General features: G+C 70.2%; 20 protein-coding genes and 2 tRNA genes. 12 read left to right on the forward strand and 10 right to left on the reverse strand.

Features of this window, described 5'->3' with window-relative positions:
- Positions 1 to 50: 50 nt before the first annotated feature.
- Positions 51 to 344 carry a murein L,D-transpeptidase catalytic domain-containing protein gene (locus LDO26_RS16570; protein ID WP_343226187.1) on the reverse strand — a complete coding sequence of 98 codons (294 nt, stop codon included), beginning with the start codon at positions 342 to 344 and terminating at the stop codon, positions 51 to 53.
- An 864-nt stretch (positions 345 to 1208) separates the two neighbouring features.
- Here LDO26_RS16570 and LDO26_RS16575 point away from each other — a divergent pair.
- From LDO26_RS16575 to LDO26_RS16610, 8 genes are all read left to right on the forward strand, one after another.
- A tRNA-OTHER gene (locus LDO26_RS16575) sits at positions 1209 to 1278 on the forward strand.
- A 1-nt stretch (position 1279) separates the two neighbouring features.
- Positions 1280 to 1347 (forward strand) — tRNA-Thr (locus LDO26_RS16580).
- Positions 1348 to 1745: 398 nt separating this feature from the next.
- Positions 1746 to 2867 (forward strand): slipin family protein, encoded by a 1122-nt coding sequence (locus tag LDO26_RS16585; RefSeq protein ID WP_232132226.1) that lies wholly within the window; start codon positions 1746 to 1748, stop codon positions 2865 to 2867.
- Positions 2868 to 2930: 63 nt separating this feature from the next.
- Positions 2931 to 4145, forward strand: a complete 1215-nt coding sequence (locus tag LDO26_RS16590) for an RtcB family protein (protein ID WP_232132206.1) — start codon at positions 2931 to 2933, stop codon at positions 4143 to 4145.
- A gap of 178 nt (positions 4146 to 4323) precedes the next feature.
- Positions 4324 to 4713 carry a GntR family transcriptional regulator gene (locus LDO26_RS16595; RefSeq protein WP_232132207.1) on the forward strand — a complete coding sequence of 130 codons (390 nt, stop codon included), beginning with the start codon at positions 4324 to 4326 and terminating at the stop codon, positions 4711 to 4713.
- Positions 4710 to 5624 carry an ABC transporter ATP-binding protein gene (locus tag LDO26_RS16600; RefSeq protein WP_232132208.1) on the forward strand — a complete coding sequence of 305 codons (915 nt, stop codon included), beginning with the start codon at positions 4710 to 4712 and terminating at the stop codon, positions 5622 to 5624. Before LDO26_RS16595 ends, LDO26_RS16600 begins: the two co-directional genes overlap by 4 nt.
- Positions 5621 to 7078, forward strand: coding sequence for a hypothetical protein (locus LDO26_RS16605; RefSeq protein ID WP_232132209.1), 1458 nt, complete (start codon positions 5621 to 5623; stop codon positions 7076 to 7078). Before LDO26_RS16600 ends, LDO26_RS16605 begins: the two co-directional genes overlap by 4 nt.
- Positions 7079 to 7170: 92 nt before the next feature.
- Entirely contained in the window at positions 7171 to 7734 is a 564-nt protein-coding gene (locus LDO26_RS16610; RefSeq protein ID WP_232132210.1) for a DUF3016 domain-containing protein, read from the forward strand.
- Positions 7735 to 8007: 273 nt separating this feature from the next.
- Here LDO26_RS16610 and LDO26_RS16615 read toward each other — a convergent pair whose 3' ends face one another.
- Entirely contained in the window at positions 8008 to 10017 is a 2010-nt protein-coding gene (locus LDO26_RS16615; RefSeq protein WP_232132211.1) for a BCCT family transporter, read from the reverse strand.
- Between the two features lie 121 nt (positions 10018 to 10138).
- Positions 10139 to 11311 (reverse strand): OprO/OprP family phosphate-selective porin, encoded by a 1173-nt coding sequence (locus LDO26_RS16620; protein ID WP_232132212.1) that lies wholly within the window; start codon positions 11309 to 11311, stop codon positions 10139 to 10141.
- A 255-nt stretch (positions 11312 to 11566) separates the two neighbouring features.
- Between LDO26_RS16620 and LDO26_RS16625 the strand changes: the two genes are divergently transcribed.
- The 3 genes from LDO26_RS16625 (at position 11567) to LDO26_RS16635 (ending at position 12563) form a co-directional block, all read left to right on the forward strand.
- Positions 11567 to 11851: a DUF4031 domain-containing protein gene (locus tag LDO26_RS16625; RefSeq protein ID WP_232132213.1), complete on the forward strand. Its 285-nt coding sequence runs from the start codon at positions 11567 to 11569 to the stop codon at positions 11849 to 11851.
- Between the two features lie 76 nt (positions 11852 to 11927).
- Positions 11928 to 12170: a DUF3297 family protein gene (locus LDO26_RS16630; RefSeq protein WP_232132214.1), complete on the forward strand. Its 243-nt coding sequence runs from the start codon at positions 11928 to 11930 to the stop codon at positions 12168 to 12170.
- Positions 12171 to 12188: 18 nt separating this feature from the next.
- Positions 12189 to 12563 carry a YciI family protein gene (locus LDO26_RS16635; RefSeq protein ID WP_232132215.1) on the forward strand — a complete coding sequence of 125 codons (375 nt, stop codon included), beginning with the start codon at positions 12189 to 12191 and terminating at the stop codon, positions 12561 to 12563.
- Positions 12564 to 12627: 64 nt separating this feature from the next.
- Here the strand turns inward: LDO26_RS16635 and LDO26_RS16640 are convergent, their stop codons facing one another.
- From LDO26_RS16640 to LDO26_RS16650, 3 genes are all read right to left on the reverse strand, one after another.
- Complete coding sequence (locus tag LDO26_RS16640) at positions 12628 to 13194, reverse strand: hypothetical protein (RefSeq protein ID WP_232132216.1); 567 nt, start codon at positions 13192 to 13194, stop codon at positions 12628 to 12630.
- A gap of 222 nt (positions 13195 to 13416) precedes the next feature.
- Entirely contained in the window at positions 13417 to 14607 is a 1191-nt protein-coding gene (locus LDO26_RS16645; protein WP_232132217.1) for an alpha/beta hydrolase, read from the reverse strand.
- 99 nt (positions 14608 to 14706) lie between these two features.
- Positions 14707 to 17643: a TonB-dependent receptor plug domain-containing protein gene (locus LDO26_RS16650; RefSeq protein WP_232132218.1), complete on the reverse strand. Its 2937-nt coding sequence runs from the start codon at positions 17641 to 17643 to the stop codon at positions 14707 to 14709.
- Positions 17644 to 18025: 382 nt separating this feature from the next.
- On the opposite strand from LDO26_RS16650, the gene LDO26_RS16655 reads away from it, so the two are divergent.
- On the forward strand, positions 18026 to 18745 hold the full coding sequence (locus tag LDO26_RS16655) for a GntR family transcriptional regulator (protein ID WP_232132219.1): 720 nt from the start codon (positions 18026 to 18028) through the stop codon (positions 18743 to 18745).
- Positions 18746 to 18776: 31 nt separating this feature from the next.
- Here LDO26_RS16655 and LDO26_RS16660 read toward each other — a convergent pair whose 3' ends face one another.
- The 4 genes from LDO26_RS16660 to LDO26_RS16675 all read right to left on the reverse strand — a co-directional run bounded on the left by LDO26_RS16660 (position 18777) and on the right by LDO26_RS16675 (position 21960).
- Positions 18777 to 19424, reverse strand: a complete 648-nt coding sequence (locus LDO26_RS16660) for a hemin-degrading factor (RefSeq protein ID WP_232132220.1) — start codon at positions 19422 to 19424, stop codon at positions 18777 to 18779.
- A gap of 78 nt (positions 19425 to 19502) precedes the next feature.
- Positions 19503 to 20213, reverse strand: a complete 711-nt coding sequence (locus LDO26_RS16665; RefSeq protein WP_232132221.1) for a class II aldolase/adducin family protein — start codon at positions 20211 to 20213, stop codon at positions 19503 to 19505.
- On the reverse strand, positions 20210 to 21067 hold the full coding sequence (locus LDO26_RS16670; protein ID WP_232132222.1) for a VOC family protein: 858 nt from the start codon (positions 21065 to 21067) through the stop codon (positions 20210 to 20212). Before LDO26_RS16670 ends, LDO26_RS16665 begins: the two co-directional genes overlap by 4 nt.
- Positions 21064 to 21960 carry a VOC family protein gene (locus LDO26_RS16675; protein ID WP_232132223.1) on the reverse strand — a complete coding sequence of 299 codons (897 nt, stop codon included), beginning with the start codon at positions 21958 to 21960 and terminating at the stop codon, positions 21064 to 21066. Before LDO26_RS16675 ends, LDO26_RS16670 begins: the two co-directional genes overlap by 4 nt.
- Positions 21961 to 22158: the final 198 nt, after the last annotated feature.

The following is a 22158-nucleotide window of genomic DNA, read 5'->3' on the forward strand; positions in this document are numbered from 1 at the left end:
AGATCGTCGATGACCGTCTGCGCGACCGCACCGCGCACCGCCGGACAGCCTCAGCTGCGACCGAGCCGCCTCTGTCGCCGCGCCTGTGCAGGATCGGCGCGGTCCGCGCCATGCATGACGATCAGGCGTTCGCGCGCGCGGCCATTGAAGCCCGGCTCCAGCCCGTCCATGCGCAGCGAGTAGCCGTCCTGGCCGGTGCAGGTCTCGGCCATCGCGAACAGGCCGAGGCTCGTCTGCCAGCTGCCCTCGGCGTCGGAGAACACAGTCGGCAGGTCGTCGATGCTGCCGCGCCCGTGCGCGACGTGTTCCTCGCGCGGCAGGCGCCCGGTCCGGACATCGAAGATTCACATCCGCACTTCCGTCGACGGCCGCGAGCAATCGATGACTGCCAGCCGTCGTCCGACCTCGCGATCGCGCGCGGGCGCTGCCTCCGAGAGCCGGTCCAGCCGATCGTCGGCCTGCACGGTGGAACAGGCCGGCAGACAGGTCAGCCAGCATGCAGGGAGGCAGCGTGCGCGCATGGCCGAAGCCTAGCCTGCCGACGCGGCACAGGTCATAAACGCCAGTCACCCGCTGCCACCGGAGATTCGACCGCTCATCGGCCGGCAGGATTATTTTCTTATTAACCTTGCACATCCGATAAAGTCGATGTAATGTGCGCGCCGATCCTCCGAACCGGCACGTCCTCCATAAGGACCCCCCATGAAAACCGCACGCTCACACGCCTTCATGCTTCGCCAGCCGCGCTTCCAGCGCGCAGCGGAAGCGTGCGCGAAGCCTGCACTGCAGGCCGGCCTGGACCTTATATCCGACTGATCTCCACGTCCATGGAGATCGGCCACCCCGATCTCCGAGGAACGCGAACGCCCTCGGACACCCATCCGGGGGCGTTTTTCGTTTGCGCGTTCGCGAAGCGAGTTCAATGAATCCGCAGGGTCCGCATTATCTTCCCGGGGCATCCGGAACCCAGGTTCCGATTATGGGAATTCAGCTGCAAGGCGTTCGCCAGTAAATGGCGCAAAACGCCGTGCCCCGATGCCGGGCACGGGCGGCGGGCAGGTGCGGCCCTGCACATCGGATCGATGCCTCAAGGCATCGACCGGAACATCGACGGACACGGGCCAGCGGCATGGGTTTGGATCCCGTCCGGTGCGCACGGCACTGCCGCGGCGTATGCCGGCGCGTGCGAGGCGATGTTCCGGAAAAGCGGGCGATAGCTCAGAGGGAGAGCAGCGGCGCAGGCCGCAGGTCACCGGTTCGAATCCGGTTCGTCCACCACTGGATAGCTCAGTCGGGTAGAGCATCGGTCTAGTCAACCGGGTGTCGCGGGTTCGACTCCCGCTCCAAGCACAACCGGAACGCGAGTTCCACACCAGGACACGGCCTGCGCGGCGTGCCGTCTCTCGATGCGCTTCGGCGTGTCGCCATGTCGGAGCACCGCAGCAGAGCCGTCGCCGGGCCAGCGTCCTCGAGGCGCGCGGACCGGTCTGTCGCGTGCGCCGTCGCAGTCCATCGCGACACGCACGCCTGGACCGTGCTTCCGCGCCGGGAGCACGCCCGCCCCGCTCCGGCGCTGCCAGGGCCGTGTCCATCTTCTTCGCGGGGTCCGCCCCGCACCGCATCGCGCGTCGCAGCGCGATGTGCACGCACGGCCGCCGCGGGAACCGATCCACCGCGGCGGGACGACTCACCGGATCGGACCACCAGTGCCAAACCATGGAGAGAGTGCCGTGAACATCCACAGCATGTTCTGGACCAAGCGGGTCGTGATCGGTGACGGCGAGCGCGGCCTGGTGTATCGCAACCGTCAGTTCGAGCGCGTGCTCGGGCCCGGTGTGCATCGCATGTTCGATCCGCTGAACCGGGTCGAAGTGCGCACGTTCAACATCGCAGCCCCGGAGTATGCCGGTCACGATGTCGACGCATTGATCGCCCGACTGGGACCGGCGCTTGACGAGCACTTCGTGCATGCCGACATCGGTGCCGACGAAGTCGGCCTGGTGTCGAAGCACGGGAAGCTGGAAGACGTGCTGCCGCCCGGTTCGCGCCGCCTGTACTGGCGCGGGCTGGTCGAGGTCTGGGTCGAGCGCGTCTCGCTCGCCGACGGCCTCGCCGTGCGCGCGGATGTCATGCGCCGCCTGCGCCAGCTCGGCACGCTGTCGAAGGTCGCGGTCGTCGTGGACGTGCCGACGGAATCGGCCGGCCTGGTGTTCGTGGACGGCAAGCTGCTCGAGACGCTGGGCCCGGGCGCCTACGCCTTCTGGAACTTCCAGAAGAACGTGGCCGCCGAGGTGGTCGAGCTGCGCGTGCAGTCGGTCGAGGTGTCGGGCCAGGAGCTGCTCACGCGCGACAGGGTGTCGTTGCGGGTGAACCTCGCCGCCAGCATGCGCGTGACCGACCCGGTCGCCGCGCGCACGAAGGTCGCGAAGTTCGGCGAGCACCTGTACCGCGAGCTGCAGTACGGCCTGCGCAAGGTGGTCGCGTCGAGGACCCTCGACGAGCTGCTCGGCGACAAGGCCTCGCTCGACGCGGACATCTTCGCCTACGTGCGCGGCCAGGTCGGCGCGCTCGGCATCGAGGTGCTGGGCGTGGGCGTCAAGGACGTGATCCTGCCGGGCGAGATGAAGGAGATCCTCAACGGCGTCGTGCAGGCGGAGAAGGCGGCCCAGGCCAACGTGATCCGTCGTCGCGAGGAGGCGAACGCCACGCGTTCCCTGCTCAACACCGCGAAGCTCGTGGAGGAGAGCCCGACGCTCATGCGCCTCAAGGAGCTCGAGGCGCTGGAGAAGGTCACCGAGAAGATCGACAAGCTCACCGTGTTCGGCGGCCTGGACGGCGTGCTGAAGCAGCTGGTGACGATGAAGTAGCACACCCCGCGCGATGCAGGGACGCGTCGCGCGGGATTTCGATGGAACGAGAAGGAAATGGACATGAACACGCAATTCGAACTCCTGCATGCCGAGGGCGCCACGCCGATCAAGGGCTGGGTGCGCGGCGTACCGCTGGAAGACCAGGCGCACGCGCAGCTGCGCAACATCGCATCGATCCCGTTCGTGGGACCGTGGGTCGCGGCGATGCCGGACGTGCACCTCGGCAAGGGTGCGACGGTGGGCTCGGTGATCCCGACCCGCGGCGCGATCATCCCGGCCGCGGTGGGCGTCGACATCGGCTGCGGCATGGCCGCGGTGCGGACCACGCTGCGCGCGAACGACCTGCCCGACAGCCTCGCGCAGATCCGTTCGGGCATCGAGCGTTCGGTGCCGGTCGGCAACGGCCGCGGCGGCGAGCACTGGAAGCTGCCGGACGGCATCGCCACGCGCGTCGCGCAGTCCGGCCTGGTGGAGCGGCTGGACCTGATCAAGCAGAAGCACCGCAAGGTGCGCACCGACAAGCTGGGCTGCCAGATCGGCACGCTCGGAGGCGGCAATCACTTCATCGAGCTGTGCCTCGACGAGTCGGACGCCGTGTGGGTGATGCTGCATTCGGGCTCGCGCGGCACCGGCAACCTCATCGGCACCTACTTCATCGAGCAGGCGCGCCAGCAACTGGCGCACCGCGTATTGGGCTTTCACCTGCCCGACAGGGACCTCGCGTTCTTCATGGAAGGCGAGGCGCTGTTCGACGACTACGTGGAGGCGGTCTCGTGGGCGCAGGACTACGCCCGCGAGAACCGCGAGGCGATGATGGCGCGGGTGCTCGCCGAACTGCGCCACCGCCTGCCGAAGTTCCAGCTCGAGAAGATGGCGGTGAACTGCCATCACAACTACGTCGAGAAGGAGACCCACGCGGGGCAGGACCTGTACGTGACCCGCAAGGGCGCGGTGCGTGCGCGTGCCGGCGAGCTCGGGATCATCCCGGGCAGCATGGGCGCGAAGAGCTTCATCGTGCGCGGGCTCGGCAACGCGGACAGCTTCCACAGCTGCAGTCACGGCGCCGGCCGCGTCATGAGCCGCTCCGCGGCGCGCCAGCGGATCACGCTCGCGCAGCACCGGGAGGCGACCGCGCACGTGGAATGCCGCAAGGACGCGTCGGTGATCGACGAAAGCCCTGCCGCCTACAAGGACATCGATGCGGTCATGGCCGCACAGTCCGACCTGGTGGAAATCGTGCACACGCTGCGGCAGGTGGTATGCGTCAAGGGCTGACACGGCGACCGCCGTATCGCTCCGGAAGGCCGCTCGCATCGAGCGGCCTTTTTTGTGGCCGGCCATCCATGGCGGCCACCCGCCGGGCCATCGCTGGGGCGATGTCAAAAACCGTTCCAGACGGTTTTTTGCGGAAGGCACTTGACGCCAGCCCAAGTGTATTGTTGTATTGATACACATGGACGCAAGCCTGCTCTCGATCCAGCCCAATGCCCCCGAGCCCCTGTACCGGCAGATCGCCGGGCAGATCCGCCGGCTCGTCGCCGGCGGCCAGCTGCGTCCGGGCGACGCCCTGCCCTCGGTCCGCGAAGTCGCCGGCCTGCACGCCATCAATCCGATGACCGTGTCCAGGGCCTACAGCCAGCTCGAAGCCGAAGGCGTGCTGCTGCGGTTGCGCGGCAAGGGCATGGTCGTCGCCGACACCGCCGCGCCACCGGACCTGGGCGCGCGCTGGGCATTGATCGACCCCGCGCTCGATGCCCTAGCACGCCAGGCGCGCGAACTCGAACTGCCGGCCGAGGACCTGCTCGCCCGGCTCCAGCACCGTATCCAGGAGGAATTGCCATGAACGCGATGTTGCTCGACCGCCCGGTCTTCCGCAGCGCGGAAGTCGCGCCGCTGGCCTGCGAGGGCCTGATCAAGCAGTACGACGGCCGCAGCGTGCTGCGCGGCATCTCGCTGTCGGTCGAACCGGGCACGGTGCTCGGCCTGATCGGCCGCAACGGCGCCGGCAAGAGCACGCTGATGCGGGCGATGCTGGGCCTGATCCAGCCCGATGCCGGCAGCGCCTCGGTCTGGGACGAGCCCGCGCTGCGGATGGGCGATGCAGCCAAGCAGCGGCTTGGCTACGTGCCGCAGCAGCCCGAGGCGCTGGACTGGCTGCGGATCGGCGAGATGCTCGATTTCGTCGGCCGGTTCTACCCACGCTGGGACACCGCCTTCGTCGACGCCACGCTCGAGCGCTGGCAATTGCCGCGCAACCGCCCGCTGGCGCGGCTCTCGCCCGGCGAGCGCCAACGGGTGGCGATCGTGCGTGCGCTGGCGCTGCGGCCGGAGCTGCTGGTGCTCGACGAGCCCGCGTCCGCGCTCGACCCGGTCGGCCGCCGTGAACTGCTGCGCGAGATCGCCTCGCGCGCCGGCGAGTCCGGCACCACGGTGGTGTTCTCCACCCACATCGTGTCGGATCTCGAGCGCGTCGCCTCGCACGTTGCGTTCCTGCACGAGGGACGGTTGCTGCTGCACAGCGAGCTCGACAGCCTCAAGGAACGCAATCTGCGGCTGCACGTGCCCGAGGCCGTCGCCGCGCAGCTGCGCGAGGACGTGCCCGGCGAGGTCGCGCGGCGCCCGCATCCCTATGGCGGCCTGTCGATCACCGTGCTGCGCGACGAAGGGGCGCCGTGGCCGGACCTCGCACGCGTGCACGGCGTGCGCGGCGAGACCCTGTCGCTGGAGGACCTGTTCATCGAGGTGTCGGCATGAACGCCGCGAACGGACGCGGCGCCGGCGGCTACGCGACCCTGTGCGCCGCGGCGCCGCGACGTCACCGGGTGATGATCGTCGCCGTCTACTGCGTGTTCGCGGGGCTCGGTGCGGTGACCCTGGCGTTCGCCGGGGATCGCGCGCGCGGGCTGGAACTGGGCACGTCGCTGCTCGGCTTCGGCACCGCGATGCTGTGGGCCGGCTGGTTCGCGCGACTGGCCTACCTGCGCGCGCTGGGCGACGACGCGGTGCTGCCCGGAATCGGCCCGGCGGTGCGTCGCGTCCTGCTCGGCGGCGCGCTGTGGACCGTGGCGCTGCCGGCGCTGCTGCTGGTACTGGCCGGCGCCGACGCGCGCCACGTCGTGCCACTGCTGGTACTGGCGGCCGCCGGCGGGCTGTTGCTCGCATCCCTGCAACTGCCGGTCTTCGTGCTGCTGGCCCTGGTGCCCGTGTTCTTCGACACCTCGCTGACGCAGCTTTTCGGGACCGTCGCCGAGCGCCTCGGCGCTTCGCTCTCCGCGCAGGACGGATTGCCGCTGGCCGCGGCCCTCGTCGTGCTGCTCGCGCTGTGGCGCTGGCGCGCGCTGCGCCGCGTCGCGCTCGACGAGACGCGGCCGAACTGGCGGCGTCCGCTCGTACTGATGCGGCCGCACCCGGCGTTCGCGCTGCAGGCCGGCGAGACGCCTGCGCGCTTCGCCGGCCCCGACCCGCGTTCCGGCCTCGGCATTCCGGTACGGACCCGCGTCGACGATGCCGGTCCGCATGCGCCCTTGCGGGCCATCGGGGCCTGTATCGGCGGCATGATGGGCCGATGGCGGCCCCGCGACGCCCTGCTGTGGAGCGTGCTGGCCGTCGCCGCCGTCGCGGCGCCGTGGGTGCTGCCGATGGGGGACATGTCGACGGTCCTGCGCGCCGCCACGCTGAGTGTGGCCATCGCTGGCCTGCTGAGCCTGGGCTGGACCGTGGCGATGCGGCTGGATTTCGCCCGCCAGCGCAGCGACGGCGCGATGGCCGAGCTCGCCCTGCTGCCCGGCCTCGGAGGACCCGACCGGGCGCACCGCCGGATCCTGCAGGCGGTCGGACAACGTCTGTCGCAGGTGATGGCGCTGGTCGCGATCGCGCTGGCGACGCTGCTGGTCTGGCGCGGCGGGCCGCCGGGCCAGGTGGTGCTGGCCGCCGCCCTCTGGCTCGGGCTGTTCGGCATCAACGCGCTGTTGTGCCTGGTGCCGCTGGCCGGCCGCACGCTGCGCAGCCCCGCGTGGTTCATGGCGATGCTGCCGGCGGTGCTGATCACGACCGCATCCTTCATCGGGCTGCTGCTGCCGGGAGAAACCGGCGGCATCGGCAGCAGGCTGTGGATCGGCTGGAGCGTGCTGCTCGTGCCCTACGGACTGGCCGGCTGGGCGTTGCTGCGCCGCTTCCGGGCGCTGCCGCACCCGTTCCTGTCGCCGTGACAACAGCGGCGGCGACCTTGATTGCCGGTTAAGTCGTGCGGGTGCATGCTTGACCTCACGCCCCGAAGACGCTTCGCGCAGGAGTGCACGCCATGAACCGAACCCCGCCCGCCTGGCTGCTGGCCGCCGCGCTGACCGCGATCGCCGCCCCCGTGCTCGCCCGCAGCGACGTCACCGCACCGGATGCACCCCGAAACCTGCCCGACGGCAGCCCGGTCGCCGTGCAGTGGACCGACCCGGCCACATTTTCCGACCTCCGCTTCAGCGGCAACCGCTGGGAAGCGCAGCGCGGCAACTGGGTCGAGGGCATCGCCGCGCATCTGCGCCAACGCGCCGAACGCGAGCTGCCGCCGGGCGATACGCTCGACGTGACCATCCGCGACATCCAGCGCGCCGGCATCTACGAACCGTGGCGCGGCCCGCGGCTGGACCACGTGCGCATCGTCAAGGACCAGTACCCGCCGCGGATCGACCTGGATTTCGTGCTGCGCGATGCCGACGGCAACGTGCTGGCCGAAGGCAGCCGCGAGCTGCGCGACATGGGTTTCCTCAACCGCCCGGGCGCGGCGATGCGCAACGACTCGCTGCGCTACGAGAAGCAGCTGATCGATGACTGGCTGCGCCGCGAGTTGCGCCAGCCGGTCGCGGGCCGCTGATATCGTTTCGCGGAGCCGCAATCCACGGGTCCGCGATACGCAGGACAACGCAAACGGGCCGCGCGATGCGGCCCGTTTGCGTTCCGGTGTGCGGGGAGCTGCCGCTCAGGGGTCGAGAGTCGATGGAACGCCGTCGCGAGCGCGTCGCCGGGCGTCCGTGGCAAGGCGCGCCGGGCGCGAACAAGGAAGTCCGGCGAGCCGCATGACCGCGGTTTTCGCCCAGTGCGCCGCCACGGGCGTTCGGCGGCGGCGCAGTAGTGGCGCGAATCGCGCTCAGCGCACCACGTCGAGGAAGTGCATGTGGCGCTGGTACTGGTCGAGCACGTCGTGGATCAGCTCGTCGCGGCGCCAGCCCATGACGTCGTAGTCCTGCCCGCCTTCGCGCAGGTGCACCTCGGCGCGGAAATAACGGTCGTCGTCCTGCCGTCGTCGGCGCGGGTCCTCGAACATGAAGCTTGGCGGTTCGTAGGCGACCGGATGCACCGCGTAGAAGAAGTCCATCTCCTCGCCGTGCCCGACCCGCAACCAGACCCGGCCGTCATCGCCGTCCTCGACGTGGACCTCCAGCCCCTGCCTGCGCAGCTCGGTCGCCACTTCCTCCAGCGCCGGCCGCACCTGGTTGGCGATGTAGCTGCGCACTTCCTGCTGCGACGGGTGCCGGGCCAGCGCGCGCAGGCGCGCCCGCCAGTCGCCGCCACCGCCGATGCCCACCGGCGCGATGCGCGCCTCGCGCAGGCTGGTGCGCTTGACCACGTCCAGCCGCATCGCCCGCACCATGCCCCAGCACATCAGGAGCATGACCACGGTGAACGGCAATGCGCTGGCGATCGTCGCCGCCTGCAGCGCGCCGAGCCCGCCGGCGATCAGCAGCGCGATCGCGACCACGCCTTCCAGCAGCGCCCAAAAGATGCGCTGCCACACCGGCGACTCTTCCTCGCCCTTGCTGGTCAGCATGTCGATCACCAGCGACCCCGAATCCGACGAGGTCACGAAGAAGACCACCACCAGCGCCGTCGCCAGCGCCGAGGTGACACCGGACATCGGCAGGTTCTCGAGGAACTGGAACAGCGCGACCGAACTGTCGGCCGCCACCGTGTCGACCAGTGACCCGATGCCGTCGACCATGACCATGTGCAGCGCGGTGTTGCCGTAGATGGTCATCCACAGGAAGGTGAAGCCGAGCGGCACCAGCAGCACGCCGACGACGAACTCGCGGATCGTGCGGCCGCGCGAGATGCGCGCGATGAACATGCCGACGAACGGCGACCAGGCGATCCACCAGCCCCAGTAGAACAGCGTCCAGCCGCCGATCCAGCCCGAGGGCTCATAGGCGTAGAGGTTGAAGGTCATCGCGAACAGGCTCGACACGTACATGCCGGTGTTCTGCACGAAGGCCTGCAGCAGGTGCACCGTCGGCCCGGCCACCAGCACGAACGCCAGCAGCATCACCGCCATGATCATGTTCAGTTCGGACAGGCGGCGCACGCCCTTGTCCAGGCCGCTGACCACCGAACCGGTCGCGATCAGGGTGATGACCGCGATCAGGATCACCTGGGTGGTCGTGCCCACCGGCACGTCGAACAGGTAGTTGAGGCCGGCGTTGATCTGGATCACGCCGAAGCCCAGCGACGTCGCCAGGCCGAAGATCGTGCCCAGCACCGCGAAGGTGTCGACGGCGTGGCCGATCGGGCCATGGATGCGCTCGCCGATCAGCGGGTAAAGCGACGAGCGGATGCGAAGCGGCAGGCCATGGCGGTAGGCGAAGTACGCCAGCGCCAGCGCGACCACGGCGTAGATCGCCCAGGCGTGCACGCCCCAGTGGAAGAAGGTGATGCGCATCGCCTGGCGCGCCGCGTCGACGGTCTCCGGGTCGCCCACCGGCGGATCGGCGTAATGCATGATCGGCTCGGCGACGCCGAAGAACATCAGGCCGATGCCCATGCCGGCGGCGAACAGCATCGCGAACCACGTGGCGTAGCTGTAGTCGGGCCGGCTGTGGTCGGGACCGAGCTTCAGCCGGCCGAAGCCGCTGACCGCGATGCCGACGATGAACACCAGGAAGCCGGCGACCGCGAGCACGGTGAACCAGCCCGCGTCGGCGGCCACCCAGTCCTTGGCGCCGCCGAACACCGCGTCGGCGAAATCCGGCGCGACGAACGACAGCACGATCAGCGCCAGCACGATCAACGCCGACGGGTAGAACACCGGTCCCAGGATGTACGCGTTCCACTTGCGGGGCGATGCGGCGGGTGGCGCGGTCTCGCGCGGCGATGGATCGTTCATGCGTACTCCTCGAACTCGAAACGGATGGCACCCGGAAACAGGCCGGGCGATACGCCGCGGCGGGCGCGACGGATCGCGCACGTCCGCGGGAACCACCGGGCATGCGGCGCGACGCGCCTGTTCAGAAATAGAACCCGATGTTGACGTTCAGGCGCGAGCGCCAGCGGTCGCCGCCGGGCGCGTCGATGCCGACGCCGGGCCCGCCGACGAACCACATGTTCCTGCCGGCGATCCAGTCGACGTAGGCCAGCATCGGCCCCTTGCCGAAGCTGCAGCCGGTGACGTTCTGGATCGAATTGCGCAGGCCCGGATCGCGACCGACCGGCAGCGTCGCGCTGGCGTTGTTGTAGCAGGCGATGCTGTCGAACCAGCCGGTGCGCTGCGCGTCCCAGGCGACGTTGAACGTCGGCACGTCGGCCTGCGACGCGATCTCGAACGGGAACAGGAAGGCCGACAGCGCGATCCGCGATTCGGGATTGGCGTAGCGGTAGCGCGCCCACTGCAGCTGCACGGTCGCCGGCCCGCGTGACCACTGGCCATGCACGGCGACGCCGGCATGACCGTGGCGGTCGCCGCTTGCGCGGTTCTCGATGCGGCCGGCGAAGGTCGAGGCGCCCAGCGCCAGCACGGCGCCGTTCCACGTGCGGCTGTTCTGGTAGCGGACGACGGCCCGCCCGCGTTCGCGGTAGGGCAGATCGCCGGTGGTCGCGACATCGAAGGAATAGCGGTCGAAACGGCTGCCCGTGCCGTACTCGTCGCCTGCGAACACGCCGGCATGCCACTGGTGGGTATCGTCCGCGCGTTGCCAGACGATACCCGGGTCGTAGTCGTCCTCGATGCCGAGGTAGTAGCCCGATCCGAACCAGAAGCTGTTCGACGCATACGGCAGCAGTCCGAACGGCACCTGCTGGATGCCGACGCGGATATCGGCATCGACGCCATCGCTGCCGTCGCCGAGCTTCCAGCCGGCCCACGCATGGTGCACGGCATCGAATCCGTCGTACCAGCGGTACTGCAGCGAGAAGAAGGCGGGCCCGGCATCGCCCTTCGCATCGATGCGCAGCAGCTCCGGCTGCAGGCCGCTGGTCGGCCCGTAGTCGAGCCATCCGTAGTTGAAGCGCACCGCGCCGCCGAGATCGAATCGCGGCCCGTCGTCGCGCGACACGTCTTCGGCCGAGACGGCCGGCGCTGCCGACAGCAACACACCGCACGACAGCACAACGCACAACGGCACGCCGCGAGACAGCACGCCACGTAACGCACCGCACAACAACCGCCGGTTACCGCGAAACATCACGATCGGTCCATCCTCCCCGGAATCATCCGTGCACCCGAAACAGCCGCGCATTGTAGCGAAGGCCCGGACTGCGCCCTCCGGCGGACGACCGGGAAAGCGCGGATTCCCCCGGGGAAACCTGCCTTTCCGCGCCCTCCCCGATGTCGATGCGATGCGTGCCGCTGCACCTGCCGAATCGACCCCGCGTCCGCCGGGAGCGGCGTTGGATATCATCTCGGGCAGGCGATGACGCCTACGTGCAGGCGGGCTCCGATGACGGTCTATGTCGACGATGCGGTGCATCCCTGGCGTGGCGAACGCTGGGCGCATCTGCTCGCCGATACGCTCGACGAACTGCATGTGTTCGCCGCCCGACTGGGCCTGCCGCGCCACGCGTTCCAGAACAAGACCAGTGGCGCGCACTACGACATCACCGCCGCGATGCGCGACCGGGCGCTCGCGCTCGGCGCGGTCGCGATCTCGCGCCATCGCGACCGCGCCCTGGTGCGTGCGGTGATCGCCAACGCCAGGCGGCAGGGACGCGGCGAAATCCCGTGACCCGCGCCTGCAGCGTGCCCCGGCGATGGCGACGACGGTATCCTTGCCGCTTCCCGTCCACACGCACATCCAGGCCATGACCGACACCCCGCCCGACCACCTGTCCAACGACCCGCGCAGCCCGCACTACGACGCGGCCGCCATGGCCCGCGGCGTCGGCATCCGCTTCAACGGCAGCGAGCGCCGGGACGTCGAGGAATACTGCGTCAGCGAAGGCTGGATCCGGGTCGCGGCCGGGCGCGCGCTCGACCGCCGCGGCCAGCCGCTGACGGTCAAGCTCAAGGGTACGGTCGAACCGTACTTCCACCTCGACGCCTGAGAACCGCAGGAAACGCCCATGCAGTATCTGCTGCTCGTCTACACCGATGACATGCTGCTCGACGGACTGGCCGACGGCGAGTTCGACCGGATGATGCGCGGCTGCCTGCAGCACGCCGATGCGCTGCGCGCCGACGGCACGCTGCTGGATTTCCAGCAGCTGGAACCCGCGTCCACGGCGAAATCCGTGCGCACGCGCGACGGCCGGACCCAGGTGCTCGACGGGCCGTTCTCCGAGACCAAGGAGATGCTGGCCGGTTTCAACCTGATCGAGGCCGACAGCGAGGAAGAAGCGCTGCGCATCGCGCAGGCATTGCCGTGGACCCGGACCGGCTGCATCGAGGTGCGCCCGGTCCGCGACGTCGGCGCCGTGCGGGCCCGCGTCGGCGCCTGACAACTGCTGTCCTGCCCCCGGGCCGGCCGCGGGCGCATGACCGCGGTAACGACCCGCCCAACGGTCAGCCGCCGCCGCGCACCTCGGCGACGATCTGGTCGGTGATCGCCTGCACCTGCTTCGTCGTCATCGGTGCGAAGATGCCCTGCCACGCGCTCGACGTGGTGTCGTAGCTGCGCGTGGCGACGACCTGGCCGCCCGGATACTGCACGAACTCCGCGGTCGCCTTGATGTAGGCGTTGCCGGTCATGACCCCGAGCCCGTAGCGCGCACCGGTGGAGACGTAGCGGTAGTCGTCGATGCGGACCACGACCAGCACGCCCGGCGGATCCAGCGACGTGGGCCGGCCGGCGTGGTCGCTGGACTGCAGGCCGGCGGCGCTGGCGGAGGCGCGCATCGCCTCCGGCCACAGCGCGCGGAAGTCCGCCCAGTCGTCCTTGCCGCGCGCGGCATCGCTGCCTTCGACGGCGATCGCGACCTGACGGACATCGCCGGACACCGCGACCGGATCGACCGGTGCCGCAGCAGGACGCTGCACGGTCGCCGCGCATGCGGACAGCAGCAGGACCGCGCCGAGCAAGGCGAGGGAGCGGAAGGGGGCATGGATCGGGGCACGGAGGATCTGGGACATGCGAAGCCTCATCTGTCGGATGGATGGCGTTGCGCGACCACAGGCCCCAGTCCCCTGCGCTGCGTCCCGGTGCGCTTGCAGGCAAGCTAGCCGGCGCTGCATTCGGATCCCGTGAAGCGCCGGCCACCACGCCGACGCCCCGTGCATGGAGGCACCGGCGACACATCCCCGCCCTGCGACGCATGGCGCGGGTCGCGCGCCTACCCGGCCGGGCCGGCGGCCTCAATCCGCGACGGCGGGCGCACTCGCCGGTTCTTCGCGCCGGGGCGCGTGCGGCTCGCTGCCGAACTCGCGATCCATCCGCTGGCGTTCGTCGTGCAGCTGCCGCCGCGTGTCCGCGTCCAGGCCGCTCTGCAGCGTGGACTTGAGCCGCGCGAGCCAGGGAATCCGGTGCGGATCCGGCAGCGCCCGCACCTGCATGCGCAGCCGATAGCGTCCTTCCGGCCCCAGGGCCATGTACTGCGCCGCGGACGGCACGGGCGGGATCTCGACGGGGCCGGTGAGGATGAACGCGACGCCGCGGGCGATCGAGGCCGGGATCACGGTGCCATGGTCCTCGCCGGCGATCTCGGCGAAATCGACCACCATGCCCGGCGCCGCGGCGAGGCGTTGCGCGCTCCGGCGGGCATGGGTCACCTGGCCGCGATGGCGCAACCGCTCCAGGATGTGGCGGCCCTTGGCCGGATCCTCCACCCAGGCAGACGGCGGCGGGCGCTCCTCGTGCTGGCCCACGGTCAGCAGGATCCGCCTGGGCGGGTCCGATCCAGACCGCGCGTCGGCGAAGGCGTCGATGTGCGCCGGCAGGGCGTGGTCGCCGAACCAGAACGAACTGCTCATCGCGACGTAGGTCTGGAAGGCATCCGGCCGGCGGATCAGGGTGTCGAGCACGAACTGGCCGGCCAGCGAATGCCCGATCAGCGACTGCTGGGCAGGATCGACGGGATATTCGCGGGCGATGACCGGCTTCAGGTCGTCCTCGATGAACGCCAGGAACGCCGGCGCGCCGCCGGTGCGGTGCCTGCCGGCAGGGGCGTGACCGTCGGGGGTGAGATCGTAGGTGCGGGCCTCCGGGAGGTCCGTGCCGGGCGGATAGCCGATCCCCACCACCAGGGCGCGCTGCTTGACCGCGTCGTCGAGCCGGCGCGCATAGGCACGCACGGTCTCCATGGTGGTCAGGAACATGTTGTTTCCATCGAGCACGTAGATGACGGGATAGCCGCCGGGCGGCGGCGGCAACGGCGGCGTCGCGACCAGGATCCGGTATTCGCGGCCGCTGCCGCTGGCGACCAGCGGGATCTGCTCGACATCGGGCAGGGTGTAGGGCGCGCGCTCGGGTGGCGCGGGAACGGCCGGAACCTGCGCGGATCCGGCGATCAGCAGGCAGGCCAGCAGGAGCCGAAGTGCGATACGCATGAGGGGTGGCCTATCGGTGGACGACGGGAAGCCGGCGGCGCCGTCCCGGGGCCCGATGCGACGCGATCGGCATCGGGCCCCGGCCGGCGGGCCGGGACGCTACCAGCGCTTGTCGAAGGCGAGCACCAGGGTCCTGCCCAGCACCGTCGCATTGGTCGGGTCGTAGGGATCCGCCAGGGCATCGTTGGCCGCTGTGCCGCCGTCGATGAACGGCGGGTTGCGGTTGGCCAGGTTGACCGCCGTGAAGCTCACGCGCGCGTCCTCGAAGAAGCCGCCCAGCCGCGACAGCCCGTAGCTGACGTTCGCGTCGAAGGTTTTCCAGGCATCGATCCTGATCGGCGCCGTGGCCGCCACGGGCATGCCGTTGGCACCGGGACGGAAGCAGCCGGAGGCGCATTCGTAGCTGTCGACGTAGTTCAGCGTCAGCGACGCGGACAGGTCGCCGCGCTGCCAGCGCACGCCCTGGACCGAGCGCAGCGGGACCGGGTTGCCGACTGCGCTGTACTTGCCCAGCTGGTCGACGTAGCCGGCGCCGGGGACGGCTTCCACCTCGTAGGAATTGAGCCAGGTGCCGCGGGCGAACAGCTCGAACCATCCCGCGCCGGCGGTATCGAAACCGTAGCCGAGATCGAAGTCCACGCCGTCCATCTTCAGCGAGGCCAGGTTGAGCTGGGTCGCGTTGACGATCATCGCCACGTCGGCCGCGCTCTGCACCGGCCCGGCGCCGAGCTGGCCGAGGTAGCGCGGGTCGTTGTCGATCAGGTCCTGCACGCGCGCCACCGCGGGATTGATCTCCAGGCTGTCGATGTACGGCGTGGTGCCGGTGGCGAAGAGCTGGGCGAGGATCCCGCCGAGGGCCCCGGCCTGGATGCGCACGATGCGGTCGTCGACCTTCAGGTTGAAGTAGCTGGCGCCGATCTTCAGGCCCGGCGCCCACTCCGGCGCGTAGTCGAAGCCCAGCGTCCAGGTCCGCGACTCCTCGGGCTTGAGCGTCGGGCCCGCGCCGCCGCTGACCACGATCGCGGTGAAGGTGCAGTTGCCCGCGCCGCCGGGCGTACCGGTGACGCCGTTGAGCGGCACCAGGGTGGTGGTGCAGGGCGCGGTGTACAGGTCGGCGCGCATGAACGCGCCGTTGCCGCCGGTGATCGGCTGCACGCCGTTGTACGCGTAGCGCATCGGCGGGGCGTGGAACGAGGTGCCCCAGCTGCCGCGCAGGGTCAGGCTGTCGGTGGGCTTGAAGTCCAGGCCGACCTTCGGGTTGAACGTGGAGAAGTCGCCGAGGCCGCGGCCCCGCTCGTAGCGGCCGGCGATCGACAGGTCCAGCTTGCGGGCGAAGGACATGCGGTTGCGCTCGCCGATCAGCGGTACCGCCAGTTCCGCGAACAGCGCGCTGACGTCGCGCTCGGTGGTCCCGAACCGGGCATGCTGGTCGGAGGTGCTGCGCCAGTTGAAATCGAGGTCGCCGCCGATGTTCTCGCGGCGCCAGTCGGCCCCGGCCGCCAGCTTGACCGTGCCGCCGCCGATGTCGAACAGGTCGCCGTCGACCTTGAAGCTGGCCTGCGCCAGCCACGAGGTGAAATCGAGGTTCTCGTAGCCGATGAGCTGCGACAGCACCTGGTCGGACAGGCCGTCGGTGGTCCAGGGGTTCAGCGGCTGGTAGTTCAGGCCGGCGCAGTAGGCCTGCGCGGCGGCGCTGGCGTTGGCGGCCAGGCCCTGGCTGCACTGGATCGCGGTCGGCGCCTGCGCCAGGCCGCCCGCCGGGGTCGGCAGGTAGTCGTAGATGTTGGCGTTGCGCTGCACGTCGGAATTGCGGCTCTGGTCCTCGCGGCTGTAGGACAGCGCGGCATCGCCACGCCAGCTGCCGCCCAGCTCGAAGCTCGCGCCGAAGGTCGCGGCGAGGCTCTCGACCTCCACCGCGCGGCGCAGCGGACGGTCGTCGATCACCACGCCGTAGTTGTTGGCGACCCCGGGGATGAAATAGGGGTTGTCGGGTCCGAGTGTTCCGTACAGGGCCAGGTAGCCCTGGTTGTAGTCGCCGCTGCGGCGGCTGTAGCGCAGGTCGCCCTGGAGCTGGACCGACTCGCCGACGTCGTGCTCGAAACCCAGGAACGCGCTGTGCCGGTCCATCCGCGGGATGATGTCCACCATCTCCCAGGCATCGTAGGTGTTGCCGACGCCGTCAGTCACCGGGATCAGGTCGGCCACGGTCAGGCCGGCGCCGGCACCGCCGGGCACCCGGTAGACCACGTTGCCGTTGGCCGCGGCCGTGCCGGCGAACAGGTTCGCGGCGCTGCCGGCTCGGCCGGTGGCGCGGCGCCAGTTCACGCCGCCGCGGTCGCTGAAGTCGCTGCCGTTGTAGATCTCGCGATCCGTCGCCAGCACGTTCTCCTGGCGGTTGAACTCGTAGCCCAGGACCACGCCGCCGCGATCCCAGTGCGTGCCCCAGGTCTGCCCCACCTGGTACTGGTTGCCGCCGCCGTCGGTGGTGCCGAAACGGGCGCTGGAGTGCGCGCCGGTATCGCGCCGCTTGAGCAGGATGTTGACCACGCCGCCGACCGCGTCGGAGCCGTACACCGCCGACGCGCCGTCGAGCAGTACCTCGACATGCGAGATCGCGTTGACGGGGATCGTCGAGATGTCGACGAAATCGCCGTACTGGCCCGAGGACGCCACCCGGCGCCCGTTGACCAGCACCAGCGTGGACAGCGCGCCGAGCCCGCGCAGGTTCACGCCCTGGCCGCCGGTCATGTTGGAACCGGCGACGCTGGCGTCCTGCCCGCCCTGGACGTTGTCGCTCATGCCGACGCCGCCGGCGAAGTTCGCCGGCAGTTCGCGCAGGTAGTCGCCGAGGGTGGCCTTGCCGCTGGCCGCAATCTGCTCGGCATCGATGACCAGCACCGTATTGCCGGCCGGTTCGGCGCCGCGGATGTTGGTGCCGGTCACCACCACCGTCTCCAGCGTCTGCGTGCCGTCCCCGGCCACGTCCTGCTGCTGCGCGTGCAGCACCCCCGAAACCGCCAATGCGAGCAGGCTCACGCCGCCCGCCACCCCGTTCAGACATCGTGCCCGCTTGTTCATGATTTTCCCCGTGTGGCTGATGATTGCGATGAATCGGCTGCAAGAGGGTGTTCACCGGGGGAACCCCGGGGCCCGCGACATCGTCCCTGTCACACGGACTTAACTTGAATCCGATATGAGCAGAAGCCCAACGCGATTGTCAAGAAATTACGATATTTTTTATTGAATTCTTGGCCGTCTCGCATCCCCCGACCCGTTCACGGCCAAATAAATCGATAATTTTCAGCCATTTCCTCCCCCTCTCCAGCCGCTGGCGGCACCCGCCGGAGGCCGCCGGCCTGGTGCGGTGCGTCATCGCGCTGGCGTTGATTTTCGAAATTGTCCCGCGCATCCTGCCCGCATGAGCCAACCAGCCAAGGCGACATCCGCACGCACCCTCGCCCGCCAGGCGTACCAGCACATCCGCCACGACATCGTCGCCGGACGGCTGCTGCCCGGCAGCAAGCTCAAGCTCGAATCGATGGCGCAGCAGTACCAGGTGGGCATGTCCCCGCTTCGCGAGGCGCTGGCGCGCCTGGTCGGCGACCAGCTGGTCAAGACCGAGGACCAGCGCGGCTTCTGGGTCGCGCCGCTGTCGCTCGACGAGCTCGACGACATCTCGCGCGTCCGCACCCTGGTCGAGACCGAGGCGCTGCGGCTGTCGATCGAGAACGGCAACGAGACCTGGGAACGCGACGTCCGCGCCGCGTTCGAGTCGCTCAGCGCGGTGGAGGCGGGCCTGTCGGGCTCGGAACTGCCGGTGTCGCAGGAGGTCCTGGACCAGTGGGAGGCCCGCAACCACGCGTTCCACACCGCCCTGATCTCGGCCTGCGACTCGCCCTGGCTCGGCAAGCTGCAGGAGTTGCTGTACCACCAGGCCGAGCGCTACCGCCGCTTCTCGCTGAGCTACTCGCAGGGGCGGCGCTTCGTCCATGACGAGCACGTGGCGATCTTCGAGGCCGCGATCGAGCGCAATGCCGTGCGCGCCTGCCGCCTGACCGAGGCGCACCTGATGCGCACCTACGACGCGGTCCGCGCGGCGCTGGCGAAGATGGAGGCCTTCTCCGCCAGCGCCGCCTGAGACGGGACGGGAACCACCGTCCCGTCCGTCCTCAATCCGCGCCGCAGATCCGCGGCTGGGTCCGCAGCAGTTCGCGGGTGCGCTCGAAACCGTCCACCGCCCGCTGGTCGAAGGCCTTGGTGTTCTCGGACACGTACAGGCCGACGATCAGCGCGCCCTGCTTGTCGTAGAACGCGAGGATGCGGGTGAACTTGTCGGCCTCCACGGTCGGGATCTGCAGCGCCCAGATCTGGTCGACTTCCTGGGGGGTGATGTGGCCATGCACGCCAGCGCCCTCGTCGGCATACATGTCGTACCAGATCGGGGTCGTCGTCGACTGGGTCTGCGGGACGGTGCTGGGGAAATTCCAGGCATGCATGCCACCGGAAGTGAACACGATGCCGATCCTGGTGTCGGCACCCCAGGCATCGACCGACTTCCAGACCTCGTCGAAGAACAGGCGGTTGGAGCGCACGCCGTAGGCGTGGTCCGCGTGCAGGGCGCTGACCACGGTGGCCTCCGGCATCCGGAACAGTCGGCCCACGGCCGGCGGCGGCGCGCCCGGGCGGGTGTTGGCGTAGTAGTTCTGGATGACCCGGGCATCGTCCGGCGAGGCACAGGTGCCGGCCGCGCTGGCGTGGCCGGCCATGCCGGTTGCCGCCAGCAGCGACAGGGTCAGGATCAGGTTCTTCGCAGTCATCTTGCAGTCTTCCGTCGATGGGTGGGGAGGGAGTGGCTGGCAGGCGCGCCGCCGGCGCGCTTCGCTGGCGGGAGGTTTCTAGCCGGCGGGGGCCGGGGCGGCGACCGCCTCCGGATCGCCGTGGGTCAGGTAGTCCCACATCCGTTCCAGCAGTCCGCCGGTCCAGATCGCGCGCGCGCCGGATTGCTGCGGGGTGAACGCAAGGGCATCCACGCCGGTCGACAGGCAGTCGAGCTCGACCCGCGCGGCGTCCTCGAGATACCAGGCCAGCACCACCGCCATCTGCAGCGAGTCGCCGGCCAGCACCGCGCCGTTGCCGCGCATGACGATCGCGCGGGCAGCGCCGAGCCGGCGGGCCAGTTCGACCGCCTGCGGGTCGCTGCGCACCAGCAGCGGGTCGTCCCACAGCGGCGGCTGCGGATGGAAATAGCTGCCGAACCCGTGGCGCGCGACCGGGGTGCGGCCGAGCACGCTCAGGCTCATCAGTTTCGGCGGCTGCACCCGCGCCACGCCGTTGACGTCGGGGCGCAGGCGGTAGATCTCGCGATGGATGCGGACCTCGGGCAGCACGTCGTCCGGCAGCACGCCGTCGAGCCGCACCACGCGGCAGGCTGCACCGGGCGCGACCAGGCCGGGCGGCCGCGACGGCCCGACCAGGAACCGTCCCGCGTCCAGGCGCAGGCTGCAATGGCCGTAGGCGTGCACCAGCCCGTGCCGGCCCAGGGCCCGCGCCGCGGTGCGGACGAGACGTTCCTGCGCCGCGCTGGCGGGCGGGTCCGCGGCGTTCAATCGCGGAACTCCCGGATGTCGGGCCTGGCGCCCCATTCGCAGAAGCCCCGGGGCCCGAACTCGAACTGGCGCTCGCGGTAGAGCAGCTCGTCGGCGATGGTGCTGACGCCCGACGAGTACTCGAACACCATGCCGTCCGGTCCCTCGAAGTACAGGAAGCGCGCCGACGAGGTCGGATGCTTGCCGGGGCCGAACACCACCGGGATGCCGCGCCCGCGGATGAAATTGCAGGAACGCTGCACGTCGTCGGTGCTGGCGACCTGGTGGTTGATGTGCTGGATGCCCTTGCGGGTGGTGGGGAACAGCGCGATCTTGTGGTGGATCTCGTCGATCCGCAGCAGCGGCGCATCGCCGATCCGGTCGCTGACCCGGGCGTTGCACACCGTGGTCCAGAAGCGCTCGTCGCGCGCAGCGTCGGTGGTGCACAGGCCGATGTGGCTGAAACCGGTGATGCCGGCGTCGCGGCTGCCGTGGTAGCGGCGTCCGGCCATCGCCGGGCGCCAGGCCAGCTCGATGCGGTTGCCGGTCGGGTCGTCGAAGGCGACGAAACCGCGCACCTTGCGCAACTCGGCCTCCGCTGCGCTGCCGACATGGACACGGTGACCGATGGCCTCGAGCTGGGCCGCCGCCGCATCCAGTTCGGCCTGCGTGTCGACCTCGAACGCGACCACCTGGTCGGCCGGGTCGCCGGCGACGTAGCACAGCGTGTGTTCGCGCTGGTTGGAGCGGAAGTACACCGCGTCGCCGCGGCGCTCGCCGATCTCCAGGCCCAGCACCTCGGTGGCGTAGCGCGTGGCGCCGTCCAGGTCGCGGGTCCCCAGGCGCACGTAGCAGACGTCGCGCAGGCGGATCATGCGCCGCCGACCTCGCGCAGCCGCGGCCGCGCACGCGTCCCGTCCCGGCCGGCGAACTCGGCGATCCGGCAGGCGCTGCCCCAGCCGCAGTAGGCATCCGGGCGCGGCGCGAACTGGCGCGGCCGGCTGTCCGGGCCGATGACACGGCCCTCGGCGACGAGGCTGTAGGCCACCGCGTCCGGGCCGGCGAAGGTCAGGAACACCTGTTCGGACGTCGGCCTGCGGCCCGGACCGTGGAGCGGCGCCTCGCCGGCGTCGTGCAGCGCGTAGAAGCGCTGCATCACCTTGTCGAGGCTCTCGACCGCGTACTCGATCGCCAGCACGCCGGCAGCGTCGGCGGGATGCAGCGCGAGCCGGTGGTGGACGCCGTCGGACAGGCCCAGATAGGCCGCGTCGCCGATCCAGTCGTTGACCCGCATGCCGAACACGCCGGTCCACAGCGCCTCGTCGCGCGCGATCTCGGGCGTGCGCAGCGCGACCGCCGCCAGCCCGGTCACGCCGCTGTCGGTCGACGGGAAGAAACGCCACCCGCAGTCCTGCGGGCGCACCACCAGCTCGACGTCCAGGCCGCCGGGCGTGGTGAAGCCCAGCAGCGCCTTGACCTGGCGCGCCGCGGCAAGCGCGTCGTCGCGGCGCGCCTCCAGCCCGAACGCCTGCAGCGCCTCGGCCGCCCGCGCCAGCGTGGCGATGTCGCGCACTTCCAGGCCGATCGACGGGCGCGGCTGCCCGGCGGCGTAGACCAGGGTGTAGGCGCGCGCGTCGCTGCGGAAGGCGCGCACGCCCGGCAGCGGCACCGGTTGCAGCCCGAGCACGCCGGTCGCGAAGTCCGCGGCGGCCTGCGGATCCCGGCACCCGGGATTGACGTAGCGCAGTTGTTCGATCGCGATGCCCATCAGCCTTTCCCCCAAGCATGTGATCGGGCGGGCCACCACCGGCACGCCCGTGGAACCGGCGACCCCTCGCGCGGACGGGTCAGCCGAGGCGCCGCTGCACGATGCGCGCGAACACGCTCACCGCGACCGGCAGCAGGTCGTCGTCGAAATCGAAGGTCGGGTGGTGGCACATCGCGCTGTCCTGGCCGAGGAACAGGT

It is taken from the genome of Proluteimonas luteida (assembly GCF_021191695.1).
Lineage (GTDB): Bacteria > Pseudomonadota > Gammaproteobacteria > Xanthomonadales > Xanthomonadaceae > Luteimonas > Luteimonas luteida.